This is a genomic window from Paenibacillus amylolyticus (assembly GCF_050990605.1).
Lineage (GTDB): Bacteria > Bacillota > Bacilli > Paenibacillales > Paenibacillaceae > Paenibacillus > Paenibacillus amylolyticus_H.
Window position 1 is genome coordinate 4,192,283 of the sequence record NZ_CP158832.1, and the last position, 21,894, is coordinate 4,214,176.

The 21,894-nt window shown below is 48.0% G+C and carries 16 protein-coding genes; 2 read left to right on the top strand and 14 right to left on the bottom strand.

Annotation, left to right across the window (positions count from 1 at the left end; translation table 11 throughout):
- Window positions 1-4 precede the first annotated feature (4 nt).
- From ABTV53_RS18645 to ABTV53_RS18665, 5 genes are all read right to left on the bottom strand, one after another.
- Window positions 5-1,372, bottom strand: coding sequence for a nucleotide sugar dehydrogenase (locus ABTV53_RS18645; RefSeq protein ID WP_150364294.1), 1,368 nt, complete (start codon window positions 1,370-1,372; stop codon window positions 5-7).
- Between the two features lie 81 nt (window positions 1,373-1,453).
- The gene (locus ABTV53_RS18650; RefSeq protein WP_433745155.1) at window positions 1,454-2,257 is read right to left on the bottom strand and encodes a response regulator transcription factor; all 804 of its coding nucleotides are present in this window, start codon (window positions 2,255-2,257) and stop codon (window positions 1,454-1,456) included.
- Between the two features lie 69 nt (window positions 2,258-2,326).
- A complete protein-coding gene (locus ABTV53_RS18655; protein ID WP_433745158.1) occupies window positions 2,327-3,727 on the bottom strand; it encodes a glycosyltransferase family 2 protein in 1,401 nt (466 codons plus the stop codon).
- Window positions 3,728-3,749: 22 nt separating this feature from the next.
- Window positions 3,750-4,958, bottom strand: a complete 1,209-nt coding sequence (locus ABTV53_RS18660) for a HEAT repeat domain-containing protein (RefSeq protein WP_433745161.1) — start codon at window positions 4,956-4,958, stop codon at window positions 3,750-3,752.
- 26 nt (window positions 4,959-4,984) lie between these two features.
- Complete coding sequence (locus ABTV53_RS18665) at window positions 4,985-7,210, bottom strand: hypothetical protein (RefSeq protein ID WP_433745164.1); 2,226 nt, start codon at window positions 7,208-7,210, stop codon at window positions 4,985-4,987.
- 857 nt (window positions 7,211-8,067) lie between these two features.
- Here ABTV53_RS18665 and ABTV53_RS18670 point away from each other — a divergent pair.
- On the top strand, window positions 8,068-9,312 hold the full coding sequence (locus ABTV53_RS18670) for a DNA polymerase IV (RefSeq protein ID WP_433745166.1): 1,245 nt from the start codon (window positions 8,068-8,070) through the stop codon (window positions 9,310-9,312).
- The gene (locus ABTV53_RS18675) at window positions 9,309-9,650 is read left to right on the top strand and encodes a YolD-like family protein (protein ID WP_421886111.1); all 342 of its coding nucleotides are present in this window, start codon (window positions 9,309-9,311) and stop codon (window positions 9,648-9,650) included. The genes ABTV53_RS18670 and ABTV53_RS18675 overlap by 4 nt, the downstream gene beginning before the upstream one ends.
- A gap of 211 nt (window positions 9,651-9,861) precedes the next feature.
- Here the strand turns inward: ABTV53_RS18675 and glsA are convergent, their stop codons facing one another.
- The 9 genes from glsA to ABTV53_RS18720 form a co-directional block, all read right to left on the bottom strand.
- The gene (glsA, locus tag ABTV53_RS18680) at window positions 9,862-10,803 is read right to left on the bottom strand and encodes a glutaminase A (protein ID WP_421886108.1); all 942 of its coding nucleotides are present in this window, start codon (window positions 10,801-10,803) and stop codon (window positions 9,862-9,864) included.
- A gap of 140 nt (window positions 10,804-10,943) precedes the next feature.
- Complete coding sequence (locus ABTV53_RS18685) at window positions 10,944-11,426, bottom strand: GNAT family N-acetyltransferase (protein WP_433745170.1); 483 nt, start codon at window positions 11,424-11,426, stop codon at window positions 10,944-10,946.
- A 260-nt stretch (window positions 11,427-11,686) separates the two neighbouring features.
- Window positions 11,687-12,922 (bottom strand): L-lactate MFS transporter, encoded by a 1,236-nt coding sequence (locus ABTV53_RS18690; protein ID WP_433754276.1) that lies wholly within the window; start codon window positions 12,920-12,922, stop codon window positions 11,687-11,689.
- Window positions 12,923-13,102: 180 nt separating this feature from the next.
- On the bottom strand, window positions 13,103-13,903 hold the full coding sequence (locus ABTV53_RS18695; protein ID WP_433745173.1) for a LytR/AlgR family response regulator transcription factor: 801 nt from the start codon (window positions 13,901-13,903) through the stop codon (window positions 13,103-13,105).
- A gap of 10 nt (window positions 13,904-13,913) precedes the next feature.
- The gene (locus tag ABTV53_RS18700) at window positions 13,914-15,566 is read right to left on the bottom strand and encodes a LytS/YhcK type 5TM receptor domain-containing protein (protein WP_433754278.1); all 1,653 of its coding nucleotides are present in this window, start codon (window positions 15,564-15,566) and stop codon (window positions 13,914-13,916) included.
- Window positions 15,567-16,499: 933 nt separating this feature from the next.
- Window positions 16,500-16,787, bottom strand: a complete 288-nt coding sequence (locus tag ABTV53_RS18705) for a stage VI sporulation protein F (RefSeq protein WP_433745176.1) — start codon at window positions 16,785-16,787, stop codon at window positions 16,500-16,502.
- A gap of 114 nt (window positions 16,788-16,901) precedes the next feature.
- Complete coding sequence (gene recG, locus ABTV53_RS18710) at window positions 16,902-18,947, bottom strand: ATP-dependent DNA helicase RecG (RefSeq protein WP_433745178.1); 2,046 nt, start codon at window positions 18,945-18,947, stop codon at window positions 16,902-16,904.
- 10 nt (window positions 18,948-18,957) lie between these two features.
- Window positions 18,958-19,821, bottom strand: a complete 864-nt coding sequence (locus tag ABTV53_RS18715) for a DegV family protein (protein ID WP_433745181.1) — start codon at window positions 19,819-19,821, stop codon at window positions 18,958-18,960.
- Between the two features lie 211 nt (window positions 19,822-20,032).
- Entirely contained in the window at window positions 20,033-21,847 is a 1,815-nt protein-coding gene (locus ABTV53_RS18720; RefSeq protein WP_433745184.1) for a DAK2 domain-containing protein, read from the bottom strand.
- Window positions 21,848-21,894: the final 47 nt, after the last annotated feature.

Consider the following 21,894-nt stretch of genomic DNA (forward strand, 5'->3'; position numbering starts at 1 on the left):
TTCCTCAGACGAGCAACGCTTCACTTGGTTCAAGCACAGGATGCTGTACCGAGTGACCAATCTTGTAGATATGCGGATGAGTATACGAACGGAATGCATTACGTGTATCCAGAATCGGTACACCCATCTCGGCAATATCAAAGTAAGGCAAATCGCTGTGGTTGGTGATCAGCACGATGCAATCGTACTTCTTGAATTGCTCCAGATTGAACACTTCGCTGTGTACGGTCTCGCCATGTTTGTCCTTGAAGGAATCCGCATGTGGGTCGTAGTAGCTTACGTTAGCTCCACTTTCCTTGAACAGTTCATACACTTCCAGTCCTGGTGATTCACGCAGGTCGGCAATATTCGGTTTGTACGACATACCGAGGAGCAGAATATTGGATTTACGTACGGATTTGGCGTATTCGTTCAGAATTGTTGATGTTTTGTTCAATACATAATATGGCATGTTGTCATTGGTGGATTGCGCCAGCTCAATGAATTTGCTATAGAAACGGAAGCCTTTGGCCTTCCATGACAGGTACATCGGATCAAGCGGAATGCAGTGTCCACCGATACCTGGGCCTGGATAGAATGGCATGAAACCAAATGGTTTCGTCGCCGCAGCATCAATAACTTCCCAGATATCGATGCCCATGCGGTCGCACATCATCGCCATTTCATTCACAAAGGCAATGTTCACGCTACGGAATGTGTTCTCCAGCAATTTGGACATCTCCGCCACTTTTGGTGAAGATACCGGTACTACGGTTTCTACGTATTTGCTATACAGTGCTGTTCCGAGTTTCAAGCAAGCTTCAGTCGTGCCCCCGATTACTTTCGGTGTATTAAATGTGGTGAAACGTCCGTTCGACGGGTCCACACGTTCAGGCGAGAAGCAAAGGAAATAGTCTTTACCTGCTTCTTGTCCGATCTTGTCCAGCTGCTGCTGGATCAGTTCTTCGGTGGTACCCGGATAAGTGGTGCTCTCCAGCGTAATTAGCATGCCTGGTTTCATATGCAGTTTGATCTGATCCACAACGGTCTCGATATAAGACGTATCCGGGTCCTGATTCTCACTAAGCGGTGTTGGTACGCAGATACTGAGTGCGTCGATCACACGCAGCATGCTGTAATCTGTCGTTGGCTGGAAACGACCGCTTTGCATGACTTTTTTCAACTCATCAGACGAAATATCGTGAATATAGGAATCTCCTTGATAGATACTTTCTACTTTGGACGCATCCAGATCAATTCCGATTACCGTGAAACCCTGATTGACCATTTCCACAGCAAGTGGAAGTCCTACGTAACCGAGCCCGACAACGCCGAGTACAGCTTCTTTATTTTCAATCGCATTCAGTAATGTGTGGAATTGTTGATTCTCCATGATATTCCCTCCGGGTAGTGTATTTGATGGTGCTTCAAATCCGTGTAAATAGATGGTTGTCTATTGCTTTTTTTTAATCTTCTAATGCAGGCAGCGTCTGATTCGGGCATCCAGCTCTACAGGCGAGAACGGTTTGGTCATGTAATCATCCACTCCGCTGCGGAAGCATTGACTGATCGTCTGCTCCACACGTTGCTCGGTCAACACGACAATTTTGGGTGGCTGCTCCATCTCCAGCTTCTGAATATGATGGATGAACGGCAGACCGTCGATGCCATACAGATTCAGCTCCGTGAGCACCAAGTCTGGTGTGACCTTCTCGATCAACTCCAGTGCAGCCAGTCCATCGACAGCTTCATAGGTTTCGTATCCCTGCATCTTCAGTCGCAACTGCAGGAATTCGCGTACCGTCGGATCGTTGTCCACAATCAAAATGCGTTCCGGCTCGTCCGCCGTATTGTCCAGCGTGTAGATATGAATCTCCGACGAATCCACGAGCTTCGAGGATTCAGCCATATGCTGAATGGTTGCTTTCGAAGGGCGCTCTCCCTCTGCGAAACTGGCTAGTGTAATCTGTGGATCGGCACCAGGGACGGTCTCTTGCAGCTCATGCTTGATCCGAAGTCCTTTATAATGAACCTCATCCAGTGACAACCCTGGCAGCAGGACGGCAATCGCCTGTGTGGCCCCATCCTTCCACACCTGGAAGGCAGACTCGCTCGTCTGTTCCAGATGTGTCCTGACCTGCTGCTCAGGTTGAGCGTGTCCTGCACAATGGATGAACATTAAGCCGCATGTTTCGGCACCCGTTTCCTTTAATCCCTGTTCTACACTTCGGTACACATTAACGGCAGCCTCACGCTGCAATGTCGCCGTATTTGGCATGTTCTTTTCCACCCTTCTCCTCGATTATCTATACAAGTTGCTGTTTTTGTATTACCACGATCTCTGTACTCAAGCGGCTTCGCTTGGTTTCTTCTCATCCTCGGACCAGCTTTGACGTGTCATGGTTCCCCATGAGTTGTTGTTTTGCATGAACTGTATATGTCCCTGCAATCTCCACAGTACGCCCAGCTGATGGTACCCCACGAATTTGAGCGCAGAGTAAACCAGCATTTTGACCAGGTCGGAGAGTTTGTTGTAACGTTTGAACGCAATCTCCTCCAGGACAAGTGCGCCTACACTCAGCAGATAACCACTCACGAAGTTCAACAGTCCGAACAGGAGCAGGATCGGCCACTGGGTCATATCCAGAAGGACGTATCCAGCGAGAGCCAGCAGTCCGGTAATTCGGAAATACGGGTTCAGTGCTTCAAAAATGACGTTATACGGCATCGTTACCATACCCATCACTTTGTATTTGGGATTGAACAGCATGCCTCGATTCTCCAGCATGTTCTTCAGATTCCCGCGGCCCCAGCGCTTGCGCTGACTGGACAGGATCCGGTAGGAATCCGGTGCCTGTGTCCAGCACACCGCCTCAGGGCAGAAGGCAACGCGGTACTTCAATTTGTTTTCCAGCATATAACGGTGAAGCTTGATGATGATGTTCATGTCTTCCCCGGGATAACCATCCCGATATCCACCTACGGCGATAACAGCGTCCTTGCGGAACATACCGAAGGCACCGGAGACAATGATCAGACCGTTCATGTGACTCCAGCCAATCCGTCCGCCCAGGAAGGCTTTGAGATATTCAATCGACTGGAACATGGGCCAAATCTTGCGTGGCAGCGACACATCCTGCACTGCCCCGTTTTCAATTTTGCAGCCATTGGCAATCCTTACATCGCCACCGATGGCTACTGTCTCTTCCGGATTCTCCATATACATGCGTGCCATGCGGATCAGGGCATCCTTCTCCAGCAACGAATCGGCATCGATGGAAGAGATCAATGGATAATGGGACAGGTTGATTCCTGCATTGAGGGAATCGGCCTTCCCGCCATTTTCCTTGTCAATGACATACAGATCCGGGAACTCCGGATTATGGTAGATCCCGCGAATTTTCTGACAGGCGATCTTACCTCGAATCTTCGTATTGGGTACTGGCTTCAGACGATATTCCTCCAACAGGATCTTCAGCGTGGCATCACTGGACCCATCATTTACAACAATGACTTCATACGTTGGATAATTCAGCGTCATCAGGCAGTTCACATTTTCAATAATCGTCAGTTCCTCGTTGTACGCCGGAACCAGCAGAGAAACGGAAGGCACCAGTTCCGATCCTGACAATGTATTGTATTTGGAATAATGCGACCGCCGGAAGATCGTCCAGATGTTACGGAACGATAAGGCCAGAATGGAAAAATAGAGCGTATTTACAAAAACAACATAGTAGATTGCGACCATGCCGTAGATTAATAGTAGATCCCTAAGCAGTGTAATCCCCTCCTACCGTAGCGACACCTGTGCGTTTCTTGCTGGTTCTGTTCTCTCGGACAGGGCCAAAATAGCGATCGTACAGCAGTCTTTTTTTGTTATGTGCAATCATCTGCTCTACAGCTCTGTCATCGGTTCTCGTGTGCTGCATGGTACTCTCAATCTGCTGCATCGCAATCTCGCGTTCAGCACCTGTACCTTGCACCGCAGCCTGACAAAGTGCTTCGAATCCCGGTTCGCCGAGCTTGCTCAGACTCTCCGCACTGTTATAGCGAACTCTCCAGTCCTCATCCCGCAGCGCTTTACGCAGCAATGGAATGCTTCCAGATGCATGCTTCGAACCAAGCGCTTGTACCACTTCGGCGCGAACTTCCGGATCGGGGTCCTGGATCAGCTTCAGAATGGTCTCATCCCGGAGTGCCGGACTTGCGCTAAGATACAGCTTCACCGCCTCGGCACGTACATCCTGATGTTCGGCGCCTACCAGTCTGTCGAGTGCAGGCATCACTTCGGGTACAGCCTGTCCCCACATGGCAACCAGTCCGACTTTGACAAAATCAGGATTCCGGTCTTCCAGCAATTCAATTAGAATTCTGCTCGTATCCAGACTTGTTTCAAGCAGAATATCTGCTGCCAGATGATGAATGGACTTGCCTTTGGTTAACAGCAACGCGAGCATGTCTTTCAGTTCACCTTGCCGAGTCGTACATCTGGAGATGGAACGACCAATCATAATGGCCATCGGGCCCGGTTTCTCATCCTTCAGCAATTCCATCAAACCTGGAACGGCTTCGGGACAACGCATGCCACCCAAGCGATAAGCTGCATCAATCTGGCGACCATAACGCAAACGGCCCAATTCCTTCAGATCATGCTCTACGAATCCTGCTTCACGGCATAGTGCAATTAATTTGTCGCGATATTCACCCTTGAACTGGTCAATCCATTCAATCAGTCTGTCCTGAATGACTCTGCGTTCCAGCGGAGCCAGTTTGCCTGGTGGTAATTTGAGCGGACTATTCTCCGTCAAGGCTGTTTGTAGATAGGTGAAGTAGTCACGCTGCTTCAATTCATAAAACGCCGTCTTGCGTCGTTTGCCATTGTGGGACATTTTCATGGCAAACAATACAATGACGCCTACAACAACAAGTGCGATACAGATGTACAAAAACAGATAGGCCAAAGCCAAACTTGGAAACATGTGAAAAGGTCCTCCTTTATACTCATTTATTCGATCTGAAAACTAGGAATTTTTTCATAGCTCTTCTTCATTTTTTCGTAGCTTAGCTTGAGCCGCTCACTATACTGTACCTGCTCCCAAGGCTGCCAGCTATATATCGGCAACGTCTTCAGGTCCAGTGTCGTCTGTTCACCCCCAGGCCAGGATACGTTCTTCGTGGCACGGTCCGTTAACCATGGAATGAGGGTAACACCTTCCACAGCAACTGTGGAAAACTCACGTCCATTCTTGAGCGGTCCATAGTTGATCGCATGCAGTGAACTTGGATCACCGAACCCAAGCAGCATCCAGGGAATTCGCATCTCCACCTGATTGCCGTTATACTGCCATGCCGTCAATGAATCCGTATCGGACTGGCCGGGAGCCGTCGTCCCCCGTTTTAATGTTCCGACCTTTTCATTCATGAATGGATGAGCAGATCGGGTATCCGGCGGTGTCATCCTCAGGCTGACGGCCAGATTCCATGGGTGGAACGGATCTGAGGAATTGGACTGCTGATCTGGCAGCATGTCGTATCCTTTCTTGCCATACAGTCGCTGGTTAAAGTCATAGTCCTTGGCGATCTCCACCTGAGATTCCTCATCCTGTCCCAGTGTAATCACTGTCTCAAGACCATCACTGAGCGTCCGGCCCGGGAGTAACGTATCAGGCTGACTGCCTCCAGCAAGTGTATCTGTGCCAATTCGCAGCACCGTCTGATCCGGGTCAAAAGGTTGATCCAAGGTCAGCCCAATATACAGATAGGCTTCATCATGGGTCATCTTCATTTCCTGAATGCCATCCACTTGGCCCTGCCAGGTGGTGACTTCTTCATCCTTCAGGTCCTGCCAATCATCCAGTGATCCGTCGATGGTCAACTGTTCCTGTTTACCCGGGTCCATGGCAAGCAGACCAAACATCTTCTCGTTTGTCAGCACGTTCAGCCAATATGCACGGCGATCAGCCGGGATTTCCAGTGGCATGGTGTTCCATGTTTTTTTGAACCATTCATCCTGCCACATGAATACAATGGCTCCCGAGTATCCTTCATCATAGATATCCTGCGTCAGTGACGCGTCAATATCTCCCTGCTCTACTTCGTTATGTCCACCCTGATTCCGTCCTCCCATACCCAGATGGGAAATACCAAGAGAAGAGGGTACGCCATACTCTGTAATCATTACAGGCATATCGGAAAACTTGGCTTTTAACTTGCGCAGATAACTTTTGTACGTGTTGTACTCCCCGTTCTCATCCTTGATCGTTTGGAGCGTTTTATCGATATGGAACAGATCCGGGTAATAAGGGTACACATGGTAGGCTGCAAAATAACCTCCCTGCCACGCCTCCGGCTGAATATGTCGGGCATCCACACTGACGAGATCCTCTTCATACAGCGGCTCGCCGGGATGATCCAGCACATCGGTCGTTACCCAGTTGGTGAAGGTCATCGGATGTTCCCATCCATACTTCTTCTCCAGGACCGCCGTATGATCCAACAGCTCTGCGAGCCAGTTCTCGAACGGTGACGCTTCTGGACTCGCCGAGAAATGAACTCCCTTGTACTGCGGCACGTCCGCATGTTTTGCGTTTGTGTTGTCTACCATCGCCGGGTCCCATTCCGTCCCCACATGCCAGGCCATCAGATATTTTCCTGCATTCGTTTTGTATTTGCCGCTGGACTCTCCCTGCTTGGCAGGAATGTCCGCATCGCCATAGACAGCAGATACGGCCTTTTCAATCTCCTGCTTGAACGTCTGCTCAATATGGGCCGCGTAGGCATCCTGTTTCTCAATCAGCTCTTCTTCAGGTGACCATATGCCCTGTATAAAATATAACGGTTGCTCCCGGCCGCGATTATATTCGACCAATGCGGAGTAAAAAATCGGTTCGTGAACCGTGTATACCCGGATTACATTGGCTCCCAGATCCTCGATCTGCTGGAACCACCGCAAGTAATCCTCTTTGGTGAGCGGGAATTCTCCCGGGTAATGCCCCGGTGAAGTTGCGCCCAGGTTCACACCTTTGACGAACATCTCCCTCCACGTTCCATCTGGCCCGTATTCCATGAACCGGTCTCCATCGGTCTTGAATTTCATCTCCGTGCCGTTCTCCGCTGTGTACGTAACGAGCTTGGGTTGCATATAGTGCCATCCGGCAAATATCCCACCGGTCACCACCACAGCTCCTGTCAACACCGTTAATAGCCAGCGTCTTCGTCTTTGTCTGCTCATGTCGTTAGATTGCTCACCTCTCTAATATGCATCCTGCTTCAACATCGAATGGTCCAACATGAAGTTTACGAATCATTCCGCTTCGGATGTCCGCTTGGTAGAGATGTCAGCGGTGTAGTTCTCACTATAGCGCTAAGACTCTGCATTTGTAACTAGGCTGATGGAAGCAAACATGAAATGGAACATTCTGCCCATAATTCGTAAAAAGCGCCATCAACTAGCATCCGAAAGCCTCCAGGATACGTCTGATTCCCAAACACTAATATCTGCTGGAATTGCATGGATTAGATACCCTGCTGATCTTGCACTTCTGGAACCTTTATTGTTATGTGCAACGCGGGTACAGGCAACGTTTGCCGATTGAACACATACCCCATTAAACGCGAGTTATATTTTAAAGTTGCGGACCTTTTTACAGTATTAACCATAAAGATTACAAAATTGATACTATAGTCCGATAACGCATCAGCGATATTCCGCGTCACATCAAGGTTTTCTGAAAAATGCAGAAAACCAAAAAAGGACATCAGTCCCCCTCTATAGGACTGTGCCCATTTATAACCCTTTTACAAAAACCTAAATGAACGCCCGGTCATCACCCAGAGGTCATGGATCTCTCACATTAAATGTAAAAAAGCACATCTTATTTCCTAATTCTTGCCTCTAATATAACTAACCCATAATTGTGTCCAATTTGCAAAATAATTCCGGTTGCTGCATTTCGAATTGTCGGATATGCTTATAAAACAAGAACACTTGTTCCATACTGTAAATAAACTGTTAATTATCAATGTTCAAATGAAATTAATTGCTTCTTAACAGAAGAGCTTAGCATCACGAATAAGGAGAGAAGTCTTATGCCCCGCCAAGACAGACGTGTCATCATGCTGGCCGATTGCCAGTCATTCTATGCCAGTGTGGAGAAGTCTGCACATCCCGAATACAAAGACCGCCCCCTCGTTGTTGCGGGAGATCCGGCGCGCCGTTCGGGGATTATTCTTGCGGCCTGCCCACTCGCCAAGTCCTATGGAATTACAACAGCAGAACGACTGGGCGAAGCACTCGCCAAATGCCCGGATGTTGTTGTAGTTCGCCCGCGGATGGCTGAGTACATTCGGGTGTCCCTTCATATTACGCGTATCCTTCAGTCTTACACCGATCTGGTGGAACCCTATAGTATTGACGAACAGTTTCTCGATGTCACCGGAAGCCTGGATCTGTTCGGCAGTCCCGAGACGATTGCCCGCAGCATTCAATCGAGGGTGATGGATGAGACGGGTGTTTACATTCGGATCGGCATCAGTGACACCAAGGTGGTAAGCAAGATGGCCTGTGATCTGTATGCCAAAAAAGTCCCTGGAGGCATCTGCACGCTGCCTCGCAACGATCTGCCATCTACCATTTGGAAGAAACCCGTCCGAGACATGTTCATGGTCGGTTCCCGCATGGCGCAGCATCTCTATAAGATGGGGGTCCATACGATCGGTGATCTGGCCCAGACCCCACTGTCACGGCTAAGAGAACGTTGGGGGGTGAATGGCGAGGTACTATGGCGTATCGCCCGTGGTATTGATGATTCCCCGGTCAAACCCGGGACGTATGCTCATCAGCAGCAGGGAATCGGACATCAGATGACGCTGCCCCGGGACTATGACTCCTGGGAAGATATCAAAGTCGTACTACTCGAACTGGCGGAACTCGTCAGTCGGCGTTCCCGGGACAAATCACTCATGGGCCATGTGGTCTCGGTTGGATGTCGCGGACAGGATTATGATCGGCCAACCGGTTTCTCCCGCCAGATGAAGGTGAATGAACCCACGAACATTACGGATGAAGTATACAATGCGGCAGCAGCTCTGTTCCTGCGCCATTGGGACGGATTACCCATCCGCCGCATCAGCGTGTCACTGACCGGACTTGTACCCGATTCCGAAGTGCAGCTGTCCTGGTTCGATGACCGCGAACGCAAAAGAGAACTGGAACGTGCGACAGATGATATCAAGCGCAGGTACGGAGAGACCGCCATCATGCGGGCATCCTCCCTCTGCTCGTCCGCGCAAGCCCATGAACGTTCTCATAAAATTGGAGGTCATTATAAATGAGTAAAAAATTGCAGCAAAACGGTATCTTCGAATCCTCACGTATGATGCTCCCCGAACACCGGGAAGCCTACATTCTTCATCAGGAACAACTTGCTCCCCGCACCCGCCCATCCCTGGATGCCCAGGCGGCGGAAGAAATGTCCCGGTTACTCAGCAACTCGATGATGCTTGGAGATAAGGTCACCATTGCCTTGTTTCACGAACATGATGATATCCGTTACACCGGTCAGGTGCTTCGGCTGGACCGTCCTGCCCGTACCCTCAGACTACTGATGGAAGATGGGTCCCGGGATATTCAGATGAACCTCATTACAGACGTGGCCCTAGCCAATGACTGAAGGGATATATCCCCACCCCGATCTTGTGGATATTCCATGATAGATGCAGCATTGCCGTTGCCATGCAGGACTGTCTTCCTACACTTTCTGGTGAATACCAAAAGCAGCCGACGAGACATATCCTGACCATTCACTTCGTTCTAAAGAAGCAAAATATCGGATAAGTGATTCATCGGCTACATCTTAGGGTATGACTTTTTTTCGAAAACTTTTAGAAAAAGCTCCAGTCGAATTCCTTGGACAGACGCTCGAGCAGGTGCACGCCAGCAATACTGTTTCCTTTGCGATTCAGAGCCGGGCCGACAAGACCAATGCCGAATTGTCCCGGTACAAGAGTCAAAATCCCTCCGGATACACCACTCTTAGCAGGCAAACCGACCTCAATGGCAAATTCGCCTGACGCATTGTACATCCCGCAGGTCGTCATGAAGGTTTTGGCAATCTGTACATATCGGCGAGGAATCAGTTCATTGCCCGTAATCGGATCTGTTCCATCATAAGCCAGAACAAGTGACATTCGTGCCAGATCAGCACAGGTGACTTCAATGGAGCAATGACGGAAATACACGGCAAGTACATCTTCCACGTCATCCTTGATCACGCCATTATGCTTCAGGAAATAACCCAGTGAACGGTTCAAGTGACCGCTCTCCGATTCGGACTGGAATACCTCTTCGTTATAGCCCAGCTGATCATTATTCGCCAGCTTGCGGAAAAACTCCAGAATGCGGCGTGATTTCTCTTCCTTGCAATCACCTGCAATGAGGGAGGACACCGTAATCGCACCTGCATTAATCAAAGGATTAAATGGAATACCGGGTTCGACTAGTTCAAGCTTGATCATCGAATCATAATCGTCGCCTGTAGGTTCTTTTCCTACATTAAAGAAGACCGCTTCTTCCCCATGATCCATTAGGGCCAGAATAAGGGTAAATACTTTGGAGATACTTTGCATCGTAAATGGCACACCGCAATCCCCTGCCGACACATGGTTCCCTTCAGCGTCCATGATATGTATACCCAGCTCATCCTGAGAGGCTTTGACAAGCTCCGGGATATAAGAAGCCACCTTACCCTGCCCGGTGTGCAAACGACTGGTCTCCAGCCACTCCGGCAGCAATGCATTCAGACGTTCCATGGTCGAATTGCTCATATGTCATCTCCTCCACATCTCTATCTAAGCAAACATCTTGCATGTAATGTGCATGGTGAGCTTATGCATCATGATAATGCGTCCCATCTGCATCCATGCAAGATGCCCTATATGATCTGATTACCCTCAGAACCCTTCCTTTATCGCTTCATTTGAAGATCTAACTCCATAATCTCACCAAGAAGACCATCGTAATCACCTGTCCAGGTGGATACAAAGTTCTGTCTGGTCAAGATCTGGCGGGAAGCAGCGTTAGCCGGATCGATAACGGCATAGAGCGATCCAATGCCTGCGGCTTGTGCCTGGATAATCAACCGCGACGCTATGGACGTGCCTTGGCCTTTGCCCCAATGTTCAGGCAGGATCATGTACCCTATCTCTGCTCTGGTCGGGTCCTCTTGATCTGGAATCAATTTGGCATACGCCACACCTGCACCATCTTCACTAAATACCCGGTAATGGCCACAAGTGGAACGCTCATTAAAATCCAGCATGGACTCGAATTGCGTTCTCGCCTCTTGCTCCGGCATTACACGTTCTGTAATCTGTTTCATCACTTCCATATTGGATACCAGTGCATAATAATCATCAAAATCAGGTTGTGTGTATTTAATGAATTTCATGATATGCCTCCTCTGGGGTACATAACTTGGTCTTGGTGTTGTTGAATTCACCTAGAGTATAACAGAAGCGAATGATGGAATGCACACAAGGTACCACGCTTGCAGGCAACCAGATCGTCCAATAGGTCAACCGACTGGCAATCTGATACCCTAGATACCAAAAAGCGGCCTCAACTGGAGACCGCTTTGTTTACTTTGTTTTTTAATTTGCTATTTAAGATGAAGAAATATTCTCTGTTCCGTACTTCCGGTGCATGTTGTTAGCTTGCTCGTGATGAAGGCTTAAGGTTCATCTGTTTTTCACGTTGACGTGCACGACGACCTTGACCTGGAGGGGTGATAATCAGTGCGAGCAACAACGAAACAGCGCAGAGTACAGCAATCACAATGAAGGTTAGATGGAATCCGCCCAGCAGGGCGCTGATGAATGATCCTGCCAAAGCACCAAATCCAAATCCCTGATAGATCACACCATAGTTTTTGCTCTGATTTTTCAGTCCGAAGTAATCAGCTACAATCGCCGGGAATACCGTAATGTTACCACCGAAGCAGAATGCAACGGCCGCGACACAGGCGAAGAAAATCCCGAAGGTTAGTGGAACCAGACTCAGTGTCATGACAGCTACGGCTGTAACCAGCAGCGCACCAGCGATGACTTTCATCCGTCCTACTTTATCCGACAGCGCACCGAGAATAATACGTCCTGCCGTGTTAAAGATCGCAACCATGGCCACTGCATTCGCAGCGGTAGCTACATCAAGACCTGCAAGCTGTACACCGATATCTTTCACAATACCGATCAGATACAGACCACTCATACACGCCGTGAAGAAAATAACAAACAGCATATACGCTTCTTTTGTACGCAGCATCTCTTTCACTGTATAGTCATGACGGGCTACGACTTGTTTGGATCCTTCCTTGCTTGCCGGAGCCTGTTCACGAACAACCGCTTCACGGATCAGGAATGATCCCGCAACGACCAGAACCAGAACGATAATGCCCCAGTACATAAATGCCTGAGCAGGACCCACGGCACCAATTAACGCCGAGTTCACATATTTGAACAATAGACTACCGGTACCGAAGGCTCCGACCGAGATCCCCGAGATCAGACCTTTACGCTCCGGGAACCATTTGATCAGATTGGACAGCGACGTAATATACGCCGTACCATCTGCAAAACCAACGACAAATCCAGCCAAAATGTAAAGCAGTGATAGCGAAGTAACTTGGGAACTTAGAATCAGACCCAGTCCAAGCACAACCCCGGCTACACGGATCAGACGCTGAAGGCCCCAACGTTCCTGCAACCGTCCTGCGAACAATGTGGCAAATGCCAGAGCAAAACTGGTAATTGAAAAAGTTATCGCGACCGAGCTAACGTCCCATCCGAAACGATCAGACAACGGTTGATTAAATAAACTCCAAGTATAGATGGTTCCAAGACCCATTTGTACAATGATGGTCCCCAAAACAATAAGCCAGCGGTTCATTTTTGTAGGTGCAAATGTTGATTCAGGTGTTGATGAAACGGATGAAATGGTTGCTTTCATCGTAATCTCCCCTTTGCCGATGTCATATGCATGAATGCGTTCACAAGCTAATCATACATGAAAGGGGATTCATTACACCGATTTGAGCATGAGTTGCATCAGATGCGGAATGAAATGCTTCTAGATGCGCATGAGTTGCCTGAATTCTTTGACCTTCCCGCGACTTACAGGTACTTCAGCCTCCAGATCGCGCAGACGGAGCAGATACGTATTGTTGAACCAAGGTACAATTTCGCGGATTTGAGACAGATTTACGACGTAAGAACGGTGGCAGCGAAAGAACGTATCCTGTGGCAGACGGCTGTGAAAATCCGATATGCTCACTGGCATGGTAAACTCCCCATTTTTGGTATATACCTTCGTCACTTTCTCCTGTGCTTCCGCATAGTAGATATCTGCCGTATCCGTAACAATAATATTGTCATTCCGCAGCAGATTAATTCTTCTGTCCGTATGAGAATTCGTATCTCGTTCTCGTAACAGATCTCCCTGTGCAGCAGATCCGTCCACCATAGTAACTGGTCCATCCTCAACATGTTGCTCCACTGGCGTATGATCACGTTTGAATGCGAGCTCCAGCTTATGGAGCATCGCAGCGATTCTCTTCTCGTCATAAGGCTTCAAAATATAATCAAATGCCTCCAACTCAAAGGCTTCTGCTGCATGTTCCTTGTACGCCGTAGTAAAAACAATATAGGGTTTTGTTGCAAATTTCCCAATATGATGGGCCAGCATCATGCCCTCCAGCGAGGGAATATTGATATCGAGAAAAATAACATCCACTTCTTGTTCCTGCAAAAACTTCAGTACATCCAGCCCGTCTTCAAGGCGATCCACCACTTCAATCTGACTATGTTCCTGGATTAAATAATTCAATTCTTCACTTGCCAGAATCTCGTCTTCCACAATAAGAGCTCTCATTGATCCATCATCACCTTGTTACGACATCTCCTTTGGGCACATCAAATAAAATATCGGTTCCTTGTTCCAGCCTTGTAATAGTCACACCTTGTCCGTAAATCAGCTTGACCCGGCGATGCACATTATATAGCCCGATCTGGTTACCAGGCATACGGTCATGGTAGACACGTTCAATAATATCTGCACTGATACCTGCCCCTGTATTACTGACACTGATTCGCACAAACTCCGGATAATCCTGTACCCGAATTCGAACAGTCCCGGGTCCTTTGACCTTGAGAATGCCATGAATAATTGCATTTTCGACGAGCGGCTGGATGACAAGACTTGGAATATGCACCGCGACCTCATCAATCTCATAGATCACGTTAAGTCGACTCCCAAAGCGTGCCTTCTCAATCTCTACATAATTACGGACCTGCTCCAGTTCCTTATGAATATCAATTAACTCATCCGACAGTTCCAGATTGTAACGCATATAACCGGATAGATTCACAATCAACTCCCGCGCACGATCCGGCTTGGTTCGGATGGATGAAGCAATCGCATTTAGCGCATTAAACAGAAAATGAGGATGGATGGTTGTCTGTAATGCACGCAGTTCAGCTTTGTTGGCAGCAGCCTTGATCTCTTCCACACGTGATACCTCCATCTGGGTCGAAATGATCTGCGACAGACCTACAGCCATCGTTTGCAAAGGATACGTAATTTTGTACGCTTTGCGATAATAGATTTTGAGCGCACCCGTAATGTCTCCTCGTTCTTTGAGCGGAATGATTAACAGCGAGTGGATATCCGGTGTTTTTTCATCAATAACATCATTACTGATCGTGATCTCCCCGCTGGAGATCGTCTTCTTGGTCATCTCACTTATAATTTCATTACCAATATGATAGCGTTCTTCGCCAAATCCTACATAAGCCAGTACATTCCGAGTATCTGTAATCGCAACCGCATCAGCCTGAATATCCTCTTGAATAATCCGGCAGATCTTGCGCAGAGAATCCTCATCGATGGAACGAAAATACGGCAAAGTCTTGTTCGCAATCTCCAGTGCCAGCTTCGCCTGACGGGCTGCAATCATTTCCTTTTCCCCTTCAACACTCTGCACCAGGAGCACAATCAGCCCAATATTGACTTCACCCAGAATCATAGGCAGCGCAATCTTCGAAACAATATCGGCACCCAGTGGATCGGGATAGGAAAATAGCAGGATCAATAACATCGTGAGCGCTTCACAGATCATTCCGGCACCAATACCGATAATCCATCGCTTAGGCTTGGGCGTGTACTTATGTATATACCCGGAGACCAGACCTGCCAGGATACTCGTGATTAGACACGGTATAGCTGTGACTCCATCCATATCGATCAAATACCGATGCACCCCAGATACAATCCCCGTAATAATACCCACAGGCGCTCCGAACAAAATACCACCCGATAACACGGCGATAATCCTCACATTCACCAGTGAACCTTCAACATTAATGCCCGTATACGTCCCAAAAATGGCAAAAGCACAGAATAACAAGGTAACCGCAATATACTCCTGCCACCTTAATTTTCCCTTTTGCAGAATCTGCCTAAATCTCGGCACCCTCGACAGAAAGAATAAAAATATAATTAGCAGCGCCGCCCGTTCAAATAAACCCAGCAGCATCGTAAACATCTCCAACCCTACTTCCTCCACATCTGTCTGAAATAAATGAATACCAACACAGTCACGCCTTTTTCACCTAACATCCGGGACCATTATCCGTATGCTCGTATGCAACAGTTTACCGCTCCCCCCAGAGGAAAGCAAAGTCCATCCTGTGAAAATACATCAACAAGACAGCACCATGCATATGATGGTCCAGGTTCATCCATTACTTATATAAAAACCTGCGGTCCCAGAAAAACCTATGTTATAATCAGTTGTCATGTTATTCCAATTATTAATGAAATTAATTACAGAAAGGTGTTCATACATGTTTGCCATTCTACTGCTAGGTTCATTTTTTCTTTTTAGTCTAATATGGCTCACCCTATATGCTTTCTCCAGACGAAGTCAACATCCCGATCGCTCAACAAGGCTTGTCCTGCAAATGATTTTATTTATTTCAATCCTAATCTTACTTGTGCAAGACTACATACTAAAAGAATTGCCTTCCAATAGCATTATCATTGTAGTTTTAATCATAACTTTAATATTCATCAGCTCTTTCCAGGATAAAAGCAAGAGTACAGCGGATGAAAATACATAAACACAATTTAAATCCTACTAAGAGTATCTTCGTCCCTGCTGCTCTTCACCACAAAAAAAGGGTGTTCCATCATGTCATCTACATGACTTAATGGAACACCCCTTCTTAATATTACCATACAATCATTCGATGTAATTTGGTCTTTCTAAAGTACTTTCGTTTACACCACAACGGAGAGTGCAGAACCAATCTGAAGAAGCGAAGCGCTCGCCTTTATCACCGGATTTTACCCTTGGAAAGGGTAAATCAGAAAATCCGGGGATAACAGTGATCGGAAGATGGTACTGCACTCGTAGTGCCCCCGTGTAAACAACGCTCTTTATCCCACCCAACATGACATCGAATCCCTACCTAAACATCCCCCACAGCTTAATCAAATGAAACGTATTGTTCGGATCAATCTTCTGAGCAAGCACAAACGCAACAAACTGCTCCTCCTGCGCAGGAGAGAAATGCTCATTCATAATGACTGCCGAAGACTTGACCAACCTTCTGACTTTGGCCTTATCTTGCAGATCAGACTTGGTCACGCCATCAATCAACTTTTTGATACGCTCTTTAACTGCGGGGTTTTTCATCTTTAGTTTGATCCGCTCCACCAGCTGCGGACTAATTCCATATTGTTGGTAACCCAAAACGTATAGCACCTCCCAAAAGAATGAACTCACTTCTTATTCATATGTCGGGAGGGCTTGTACACTTGTCTTTTTTTACAAAGGTAATATGAAAACCCGCTATCAAGCCAAGTTTTAGTCAATCAGATCACCCTTGAACACTTGCTGTTGCTGCAAGTAATCACGCAGAGGTGCATAGTCCACAGACGTCCAGAAATTCGCTTCCGAGATCAACTGGGATACATCATCTCTGGCTTGTTCGAGCACAGCAAAATCGGCAACCATATCGGCAAGACGGAACTCGGGTAGTCCGCTCTGTTTGGTACCAAAGAAATCACCCGGACCCCGGAGATCCAGGTCCCGCCGGGATACCTCGAATCCATCCTCCGTTTCCGTCATGACCTTCATGCGCTCCTGTCCCACCTCTGTCTTGGGGTCAGCAATGAGGACACAATAGGAAGCATGCGCACCACGACCAACCCGACCACGAAGCTGATGCAGCTGGGAGAGACCGAAGCGGTCCGCATCCATAATGACCATTAACGTGGCATTCGGCACATCGACCCCAACCTCCACCACGGTGGTGGAGACAAGCAACTGAATATCATTGCTGTAGAAGTCCCGCATCATCTCTTCTTTCTCCGCAGCCGTCATCCGGCCATGCAGCAGACCTACACGATATTTCGGAAAGTTCTGCTGCATCTGCACATGCAGGTCAATGGCGTTCTGCACATCCAACTTCTCCGACTCTTCAATGAGTGGACAGATCAGATAGGCCTGACGGCCCTGATCCACTTCTCTGGATATAAACCCGAGCACCCGCTCCATCATATCGTGCTTAACCCAATACGTGGAGATCGGAATCCGTCCTTTCGGACGTTCTGAGATCGTGGATACTTCAATGTCACCAAAAGCAGTAATTGCAAGTGTCCGTGGAATGGGCGTAGCCGTCATCGTTAACACATCCGGATTATATCCTTTGCGTCTTAAAACGCTGCGCTGATTCACCCCGAAGCGATGCTGCTCGTCTGTCACCACAAGACCCAGATCACGGAAGAAAACATCCTCCTGAATCAGGGCGTGTGTACCCACCACGATATCAATCATGCCCATTTGCAACGAGGCGATCAGATCTTTACGTTTACGTCCATTTACACTGCCCGTTAACAGACCTACGGTTACCCCAAACGGTTCAAACAGCTTTTGCAGTGAACGTACATGCTGCTCCGCCAGAATCTCTGTAGGCACCATGAGAGCCCCTTGGAAACCGGAGCGAACAGTCGTGTATAGCGCAATTGCCGCAATAACCGTTTTACCGGATCCTACATCACCCTGCAATAACCGATTCATTGCATAGGGCGAACGCATATCATGCAGAATTTCAAGCTCAACCTTTTTCTGAGCATCTGTCAGTTCAAATGGTAAACTACGTACAAACTCACGAATCGTTGTATTATCCGTAGTATGCACTACACCATCCATGCGATTTCGGTTGAGAGCGCGATACGCCTGCATTTTCAACTGGAACAGGAACAGCTCTTCATACACCATCCGCTGTCTGGCCAGCTGACCTTCCCGGTTGTCCTGTGGACGATGAATCCCCGCAATCGCTTGTTTACGAGGCATCAAGCTGTATTTCTTCATCAAGGATTGGGGCAGAATCTCGGGAATCAAATCACCGAATTGGACTAATCCCTGATTAATCGTTTTCCGCATCCATTGTTGCGTCAGCTTGCCGGTTACCGAATATACAGGTTGCAGTGTGCCTGAACGACCATCGCCTTTATCGGGAAACTCCGAGTCAGTCACCGTCATCTGCATGCGTTTTTGTTCCCATTTCCCTGTAATCACAATCTCCCGATTGGGGGTAAGCTGTTCTTTGAGGAAATGGCGATTGAACCAGGTTGCTGTAATCATCCACTCTTCCGTCATGATCTTACAGGTAAGACGTGACTTTTTACCATATCGTTGTAATACAGGAATACCCATTACCTGTCCCTGGACCGTAATCTTGTCCCCATCCTTCACTTCACTAAGTGAACGCAGACGATAATCCTCATAACGGAACGGGTAGTATTCCAGCAGGTCTTTAACAGTAGAGATGCCAAAGGCGTGAAGCTCTCCCTCTTTGAGAGCACTCACGCCGTTAATTTGCTTAACTGATATATCTTCCAATTTCATGTCTAATCCCTCATTCCGGAACAGGCCACATAAAGATCGCAATGACACCAGGTCCAACATGACTGCCGATAACGGCTCCAATATTGGTATAGATCACTTCATTCAGTGTAAAATGACCCCGCAGCTGCTCTGCACAAGCGATCGCTGATCCCGGGTCAGCGGTATGACCTACCGCCAGGTTAACCCGTTTGCCTGCAAGATCCTTCTGGAACAACTCAATAATGCGTGCCATTGCTTTTTTATGACCTCTGACTTTCTCAACTGCGTAGATCACGCCTTCTTCATCAATAGACAGGATCGGCTTAATGTTAAGCAACGTTCCCAAGATGGCTGAAGCTTTGCCAATCCGACCGCCCTTTTGCAGATACTCAAGAGTATCCACGAGAAAGAACAATTTACGAGACTTTTGCATCCCTTCAATGGCAGCAGCGATTTCGAATGCTGACTTGCCCTGTTCGGCAAGTTCAGCAGCCTGTACCACCATTAGACCGTATCCATACGATGCCGACTTCGAATCCAGCACGGTGATGTCACCCTCACGCTCCAGCAAAGACTTGCCAAGCATGGCCGATTGGTAGGTACCACTCATGCCGGATGACAGGTGGATCGATACAATCGGACGTTCCGGGTTCTCATCCAGAAGTGATTGATATACATTCATGAAATCAGTTGGAGATGGCTGTGAAGTTGTAGGCAACACGGAAACCTTCTTCAATTTTTCGTAGAACTGTTCCGAAGTCAGATCAACGCCATCTGCATAAGTCTCTTCACCGAACAGAACGCGCAACGGAACAATGTGAATCCCGTATTTGCGAATAAATTCTTCGGGAATATCTGCCGTACTGTCTGTTACAATCGCAACCTTGTGGCTCATGACTCTCCTCCTCTTCGCTAGAGTGCTATTAATACATGTTCAAAAAGTCAACGATTCAGCACCGAGAAGGTTGCGAGAACCTGAAGGAGGAGGAGCGGAGTGTAGGCAAACCTACATGAGCACCGGACTCCGAAGGTGAACGCAAGATTCGATGTCGAGTTTGCTTCGTGAGCTACTTCGTGATCAATTGGTACTTTTTGAACAACCTTTATTAGGACTCTACGGAGAACAAATAATAATACACAGGCTGTCCTCCACGATGTACCTCTACCTCAGCATCAGGATACTGTGTTTCAAGCCACGCAGCGAGGGCAGCGGTAACCTCAGGGGCAGCTTCGTCCCCTTCAAGGATCGTCACCACTTCATCTCCGCTCTCCATCATCTGCTTGAGCAGACCTTCACATGCTTGAAGCATGGCTTCATCCGTCGCTACAATTTTGGAGTTATGAATACCGATATAGTGTCCCGCTTTGATATCCAATTCATCATATTGTGTATCCCGAACCGCATGAGTCACTTGACCGGACTGCACCCGGCTAATTGCCTCCAACATTTGGTCACGGTTGGTTTCCGCAGACTCATCTTCCTGGAAAGCAAAAGCAGCCGCCATTCCCTGTGGAATGGTCTTGCTAGGAATAACCGTAATTCGGCGCTCATCTTCAAGCAGTTCACGTGCCTGCTCCGCAGCCAGTACAATATTCGAGTTATTCGGGAGTATAAATACCTGCTCCGCAGCAATGGAACGGACAGCTTTTACAAAATCCTCTGTACTTGGATTCATCGTCTGTCCACCGGACAGAACAACATCAACGCCAAGACTTTGGAAAATCTCTGCAATACCATCACCGGAGGATACCGCAATAAAACCATACGGTGCCATCTCATCTGCAGGAAGCACAGCCTCTTCCATACTGCGCGCTGCCTCAGGTGGAATCTCTGCAAACAACTCAGGTGATGGAGCAATGTCCATGCCTGCTGTCAGCAGATCCCGATGCTGTTCACGCATATTGAGAATATGAATCTGTGTAATCTCCCCATAATGCAGCGCCAGGTTCAATACATCGCCTGGTGTTTTGGAATGGACATGAACTTTGATGACTTCATCATCAGCAATGATAATGATCGAATCTCCATTAACTGACAACGCTTTCCGGAATGCTTCATCATCAAATGCCACTCCTGCGTTCTCTCCAAGCTCACGACTAATGAAGAATTCCATATCATACAGGAATTCAATATCTTCCGTTTCCAGTCTCGCCTGAGCAGACAATGGCATCTCCGGCGCAATCACCTGATGCTGTGCAGGCTTCTTGATATCCACTTCTGCCGGTGCAGCCGGTTTCAAAGCAGATGCTGCTGCCACGGATGGGGTTACTTCTTTGTTCAGCGAAGTACGATTCACACCGTCACTTTGCAGCAATACTTCCATAAAGCCCTCGTAGATATATACAAGCCCCTGACCACCTGAATCCACAACACCAACCTGTTTCAGTACAGGAAGCAATTCCGGAGTCATTGCCAGTGCTTCTTTTGCTTTTAACAAAACTTCATTCATTAATTCAGTAATATCATTCGTCCGTCTTGCGTAGTAGTTGGCATGTTTCGCCGCTTCCTTGGCTACGGTAAGAATGGTCCCTTCAACGGGCTTTACGACTGCTTTGTAAGCTGCGTCAACACCGTTTTGCAGGGCTGCTGCAAATTGGAGCGTATTCAGTTCCTCATAGGGAGCAGCTGAACGACTAAAACCACGGAACAATTGCGACAGAATAACTCCTGAATTCCCCCGTGCGCCCATAAGCAGGCCTTTCGATAGAATACCGGCAGCTTCGCCGATGGAGGCAGAACTTTTTCTTTTAATCTCTGCAACTCCTGCACTCATTGTCAAATTCATGTTCGTTCCCGTGTCGCCATCCGGCACAGGGAAAACATTCAGGGAATTGACGTGCTCTGCATGCTGTCCAAGTTGTTCCGCTCCGGCAAGTACCATTGCGGTGAAATCTGTTCCATTTAAAGAACGTATACTCAAGTGAGAATTCCCCTTCCTAGCTTGATACACGAACACCTTGCACCAAG

Excerpts from the sequence above, each read along its gene's own strand:
- ABTV53_RS18645 (WP_150364294.1), bottom strand. The coding sequence starts at position 1,372 with ATGGAGAATCAACAATTCCACACATTACTGAATGCGATTGAAAATAAA.
- ABTV53_RS18650 (WP_433745155.1), bottom strand. The coding sequence starts at position 2,257 with ATGCCAAATACGGCGACATTGCAGCGTGAGGCTGCCGTTAATGTGTAC.
- ABTV53_RS18655 (WP_433745158.1), bottom strand. The coding sequence starts at position 3,727 with ATGGTCGCAATCTACTATGTTGTTTTTGTAAATACGCTCTATTTTTCC.
- ABTV53_RS18660 (WP_433745161.1), bottom strand. The coding sequence starts at position 4,958 with ATGTTTCCAAGTTTGGCTTTGGCCTATCTGTTTTTGTACATCTGTATC.
- ABTV53_RS18665 (WP_433745164.1), bottom strand. The coding sequence starts at position 7,210 with ATGAGCAGACAAAGACGAAGACGCTGGCTATTAACGGTGTTGACAGGA.
- ABTV53_RS18670 (WP_433745166.1), top strand. The coding sequence starts at position 8,068 with ATGCCCCGCCAAGACAGACGTGTCATCATGCTGGCCGATTGCCAGTCA.
- ABTV53_RS18675 (WP_421886111.1), top strand. The coding sequence starts at position 9,309 with ATGAGTAAAAAATTGCAGCAAAACGGTATCTTCGAATCCTCACGTATG.
- glsA (WP_421886108.1), bottom strand. The coding sequence starts at position 10,803 with ATGAGCAATTCGACCATGGAACGTCTGAATGCATTGCTGCCGGAGTGG.
- ABTV53_RS18685 (WP_433745170.1), bottom strand. The coding sequence starts at position 11,426 with ATGAAATTCATTAAATACACACAACCTGATTTTGATGATTATTATGCA.
- ABTV53_RS18690 (WP_433754276.1), bottom strand. The coding sequence starts at position 12,922 with ATGAACCGCTGGCTTATTGTTTTGGGGACCATCATTGTACAAATGGGT.
- ABTV53_RS18695 (WP_433745173.1), bottom strand. The coding sequence starts at position 13,903 with ATGAGAGCTCTTATTGTGGAAGACGAGATTCTGGCAAGTGAAGAATTG.
- ABTV53_RS18700 (WP_433754278.1), bottom strand. The coding sequence starts at position 15,566 with ATGCTGCTGGGTTTATTTGAACGGGCGGCGCTGCTAATTATATTTTTA.
- recG (WP_433745178.1), bottom strand. The coding sequence starts at position 18,947 with ATGAAATTGGAAGATATATCAGTTAAGCAAATTAACGGCGTGAGTGCT.
- ABTV53_RS18715 (WP_433745181.1), bottom strand. The coding sequence starts at position 19,821 with ATGAGCCACAAGGTTGCGATTGTAACAGACAGTACGGCAGATATTCCC.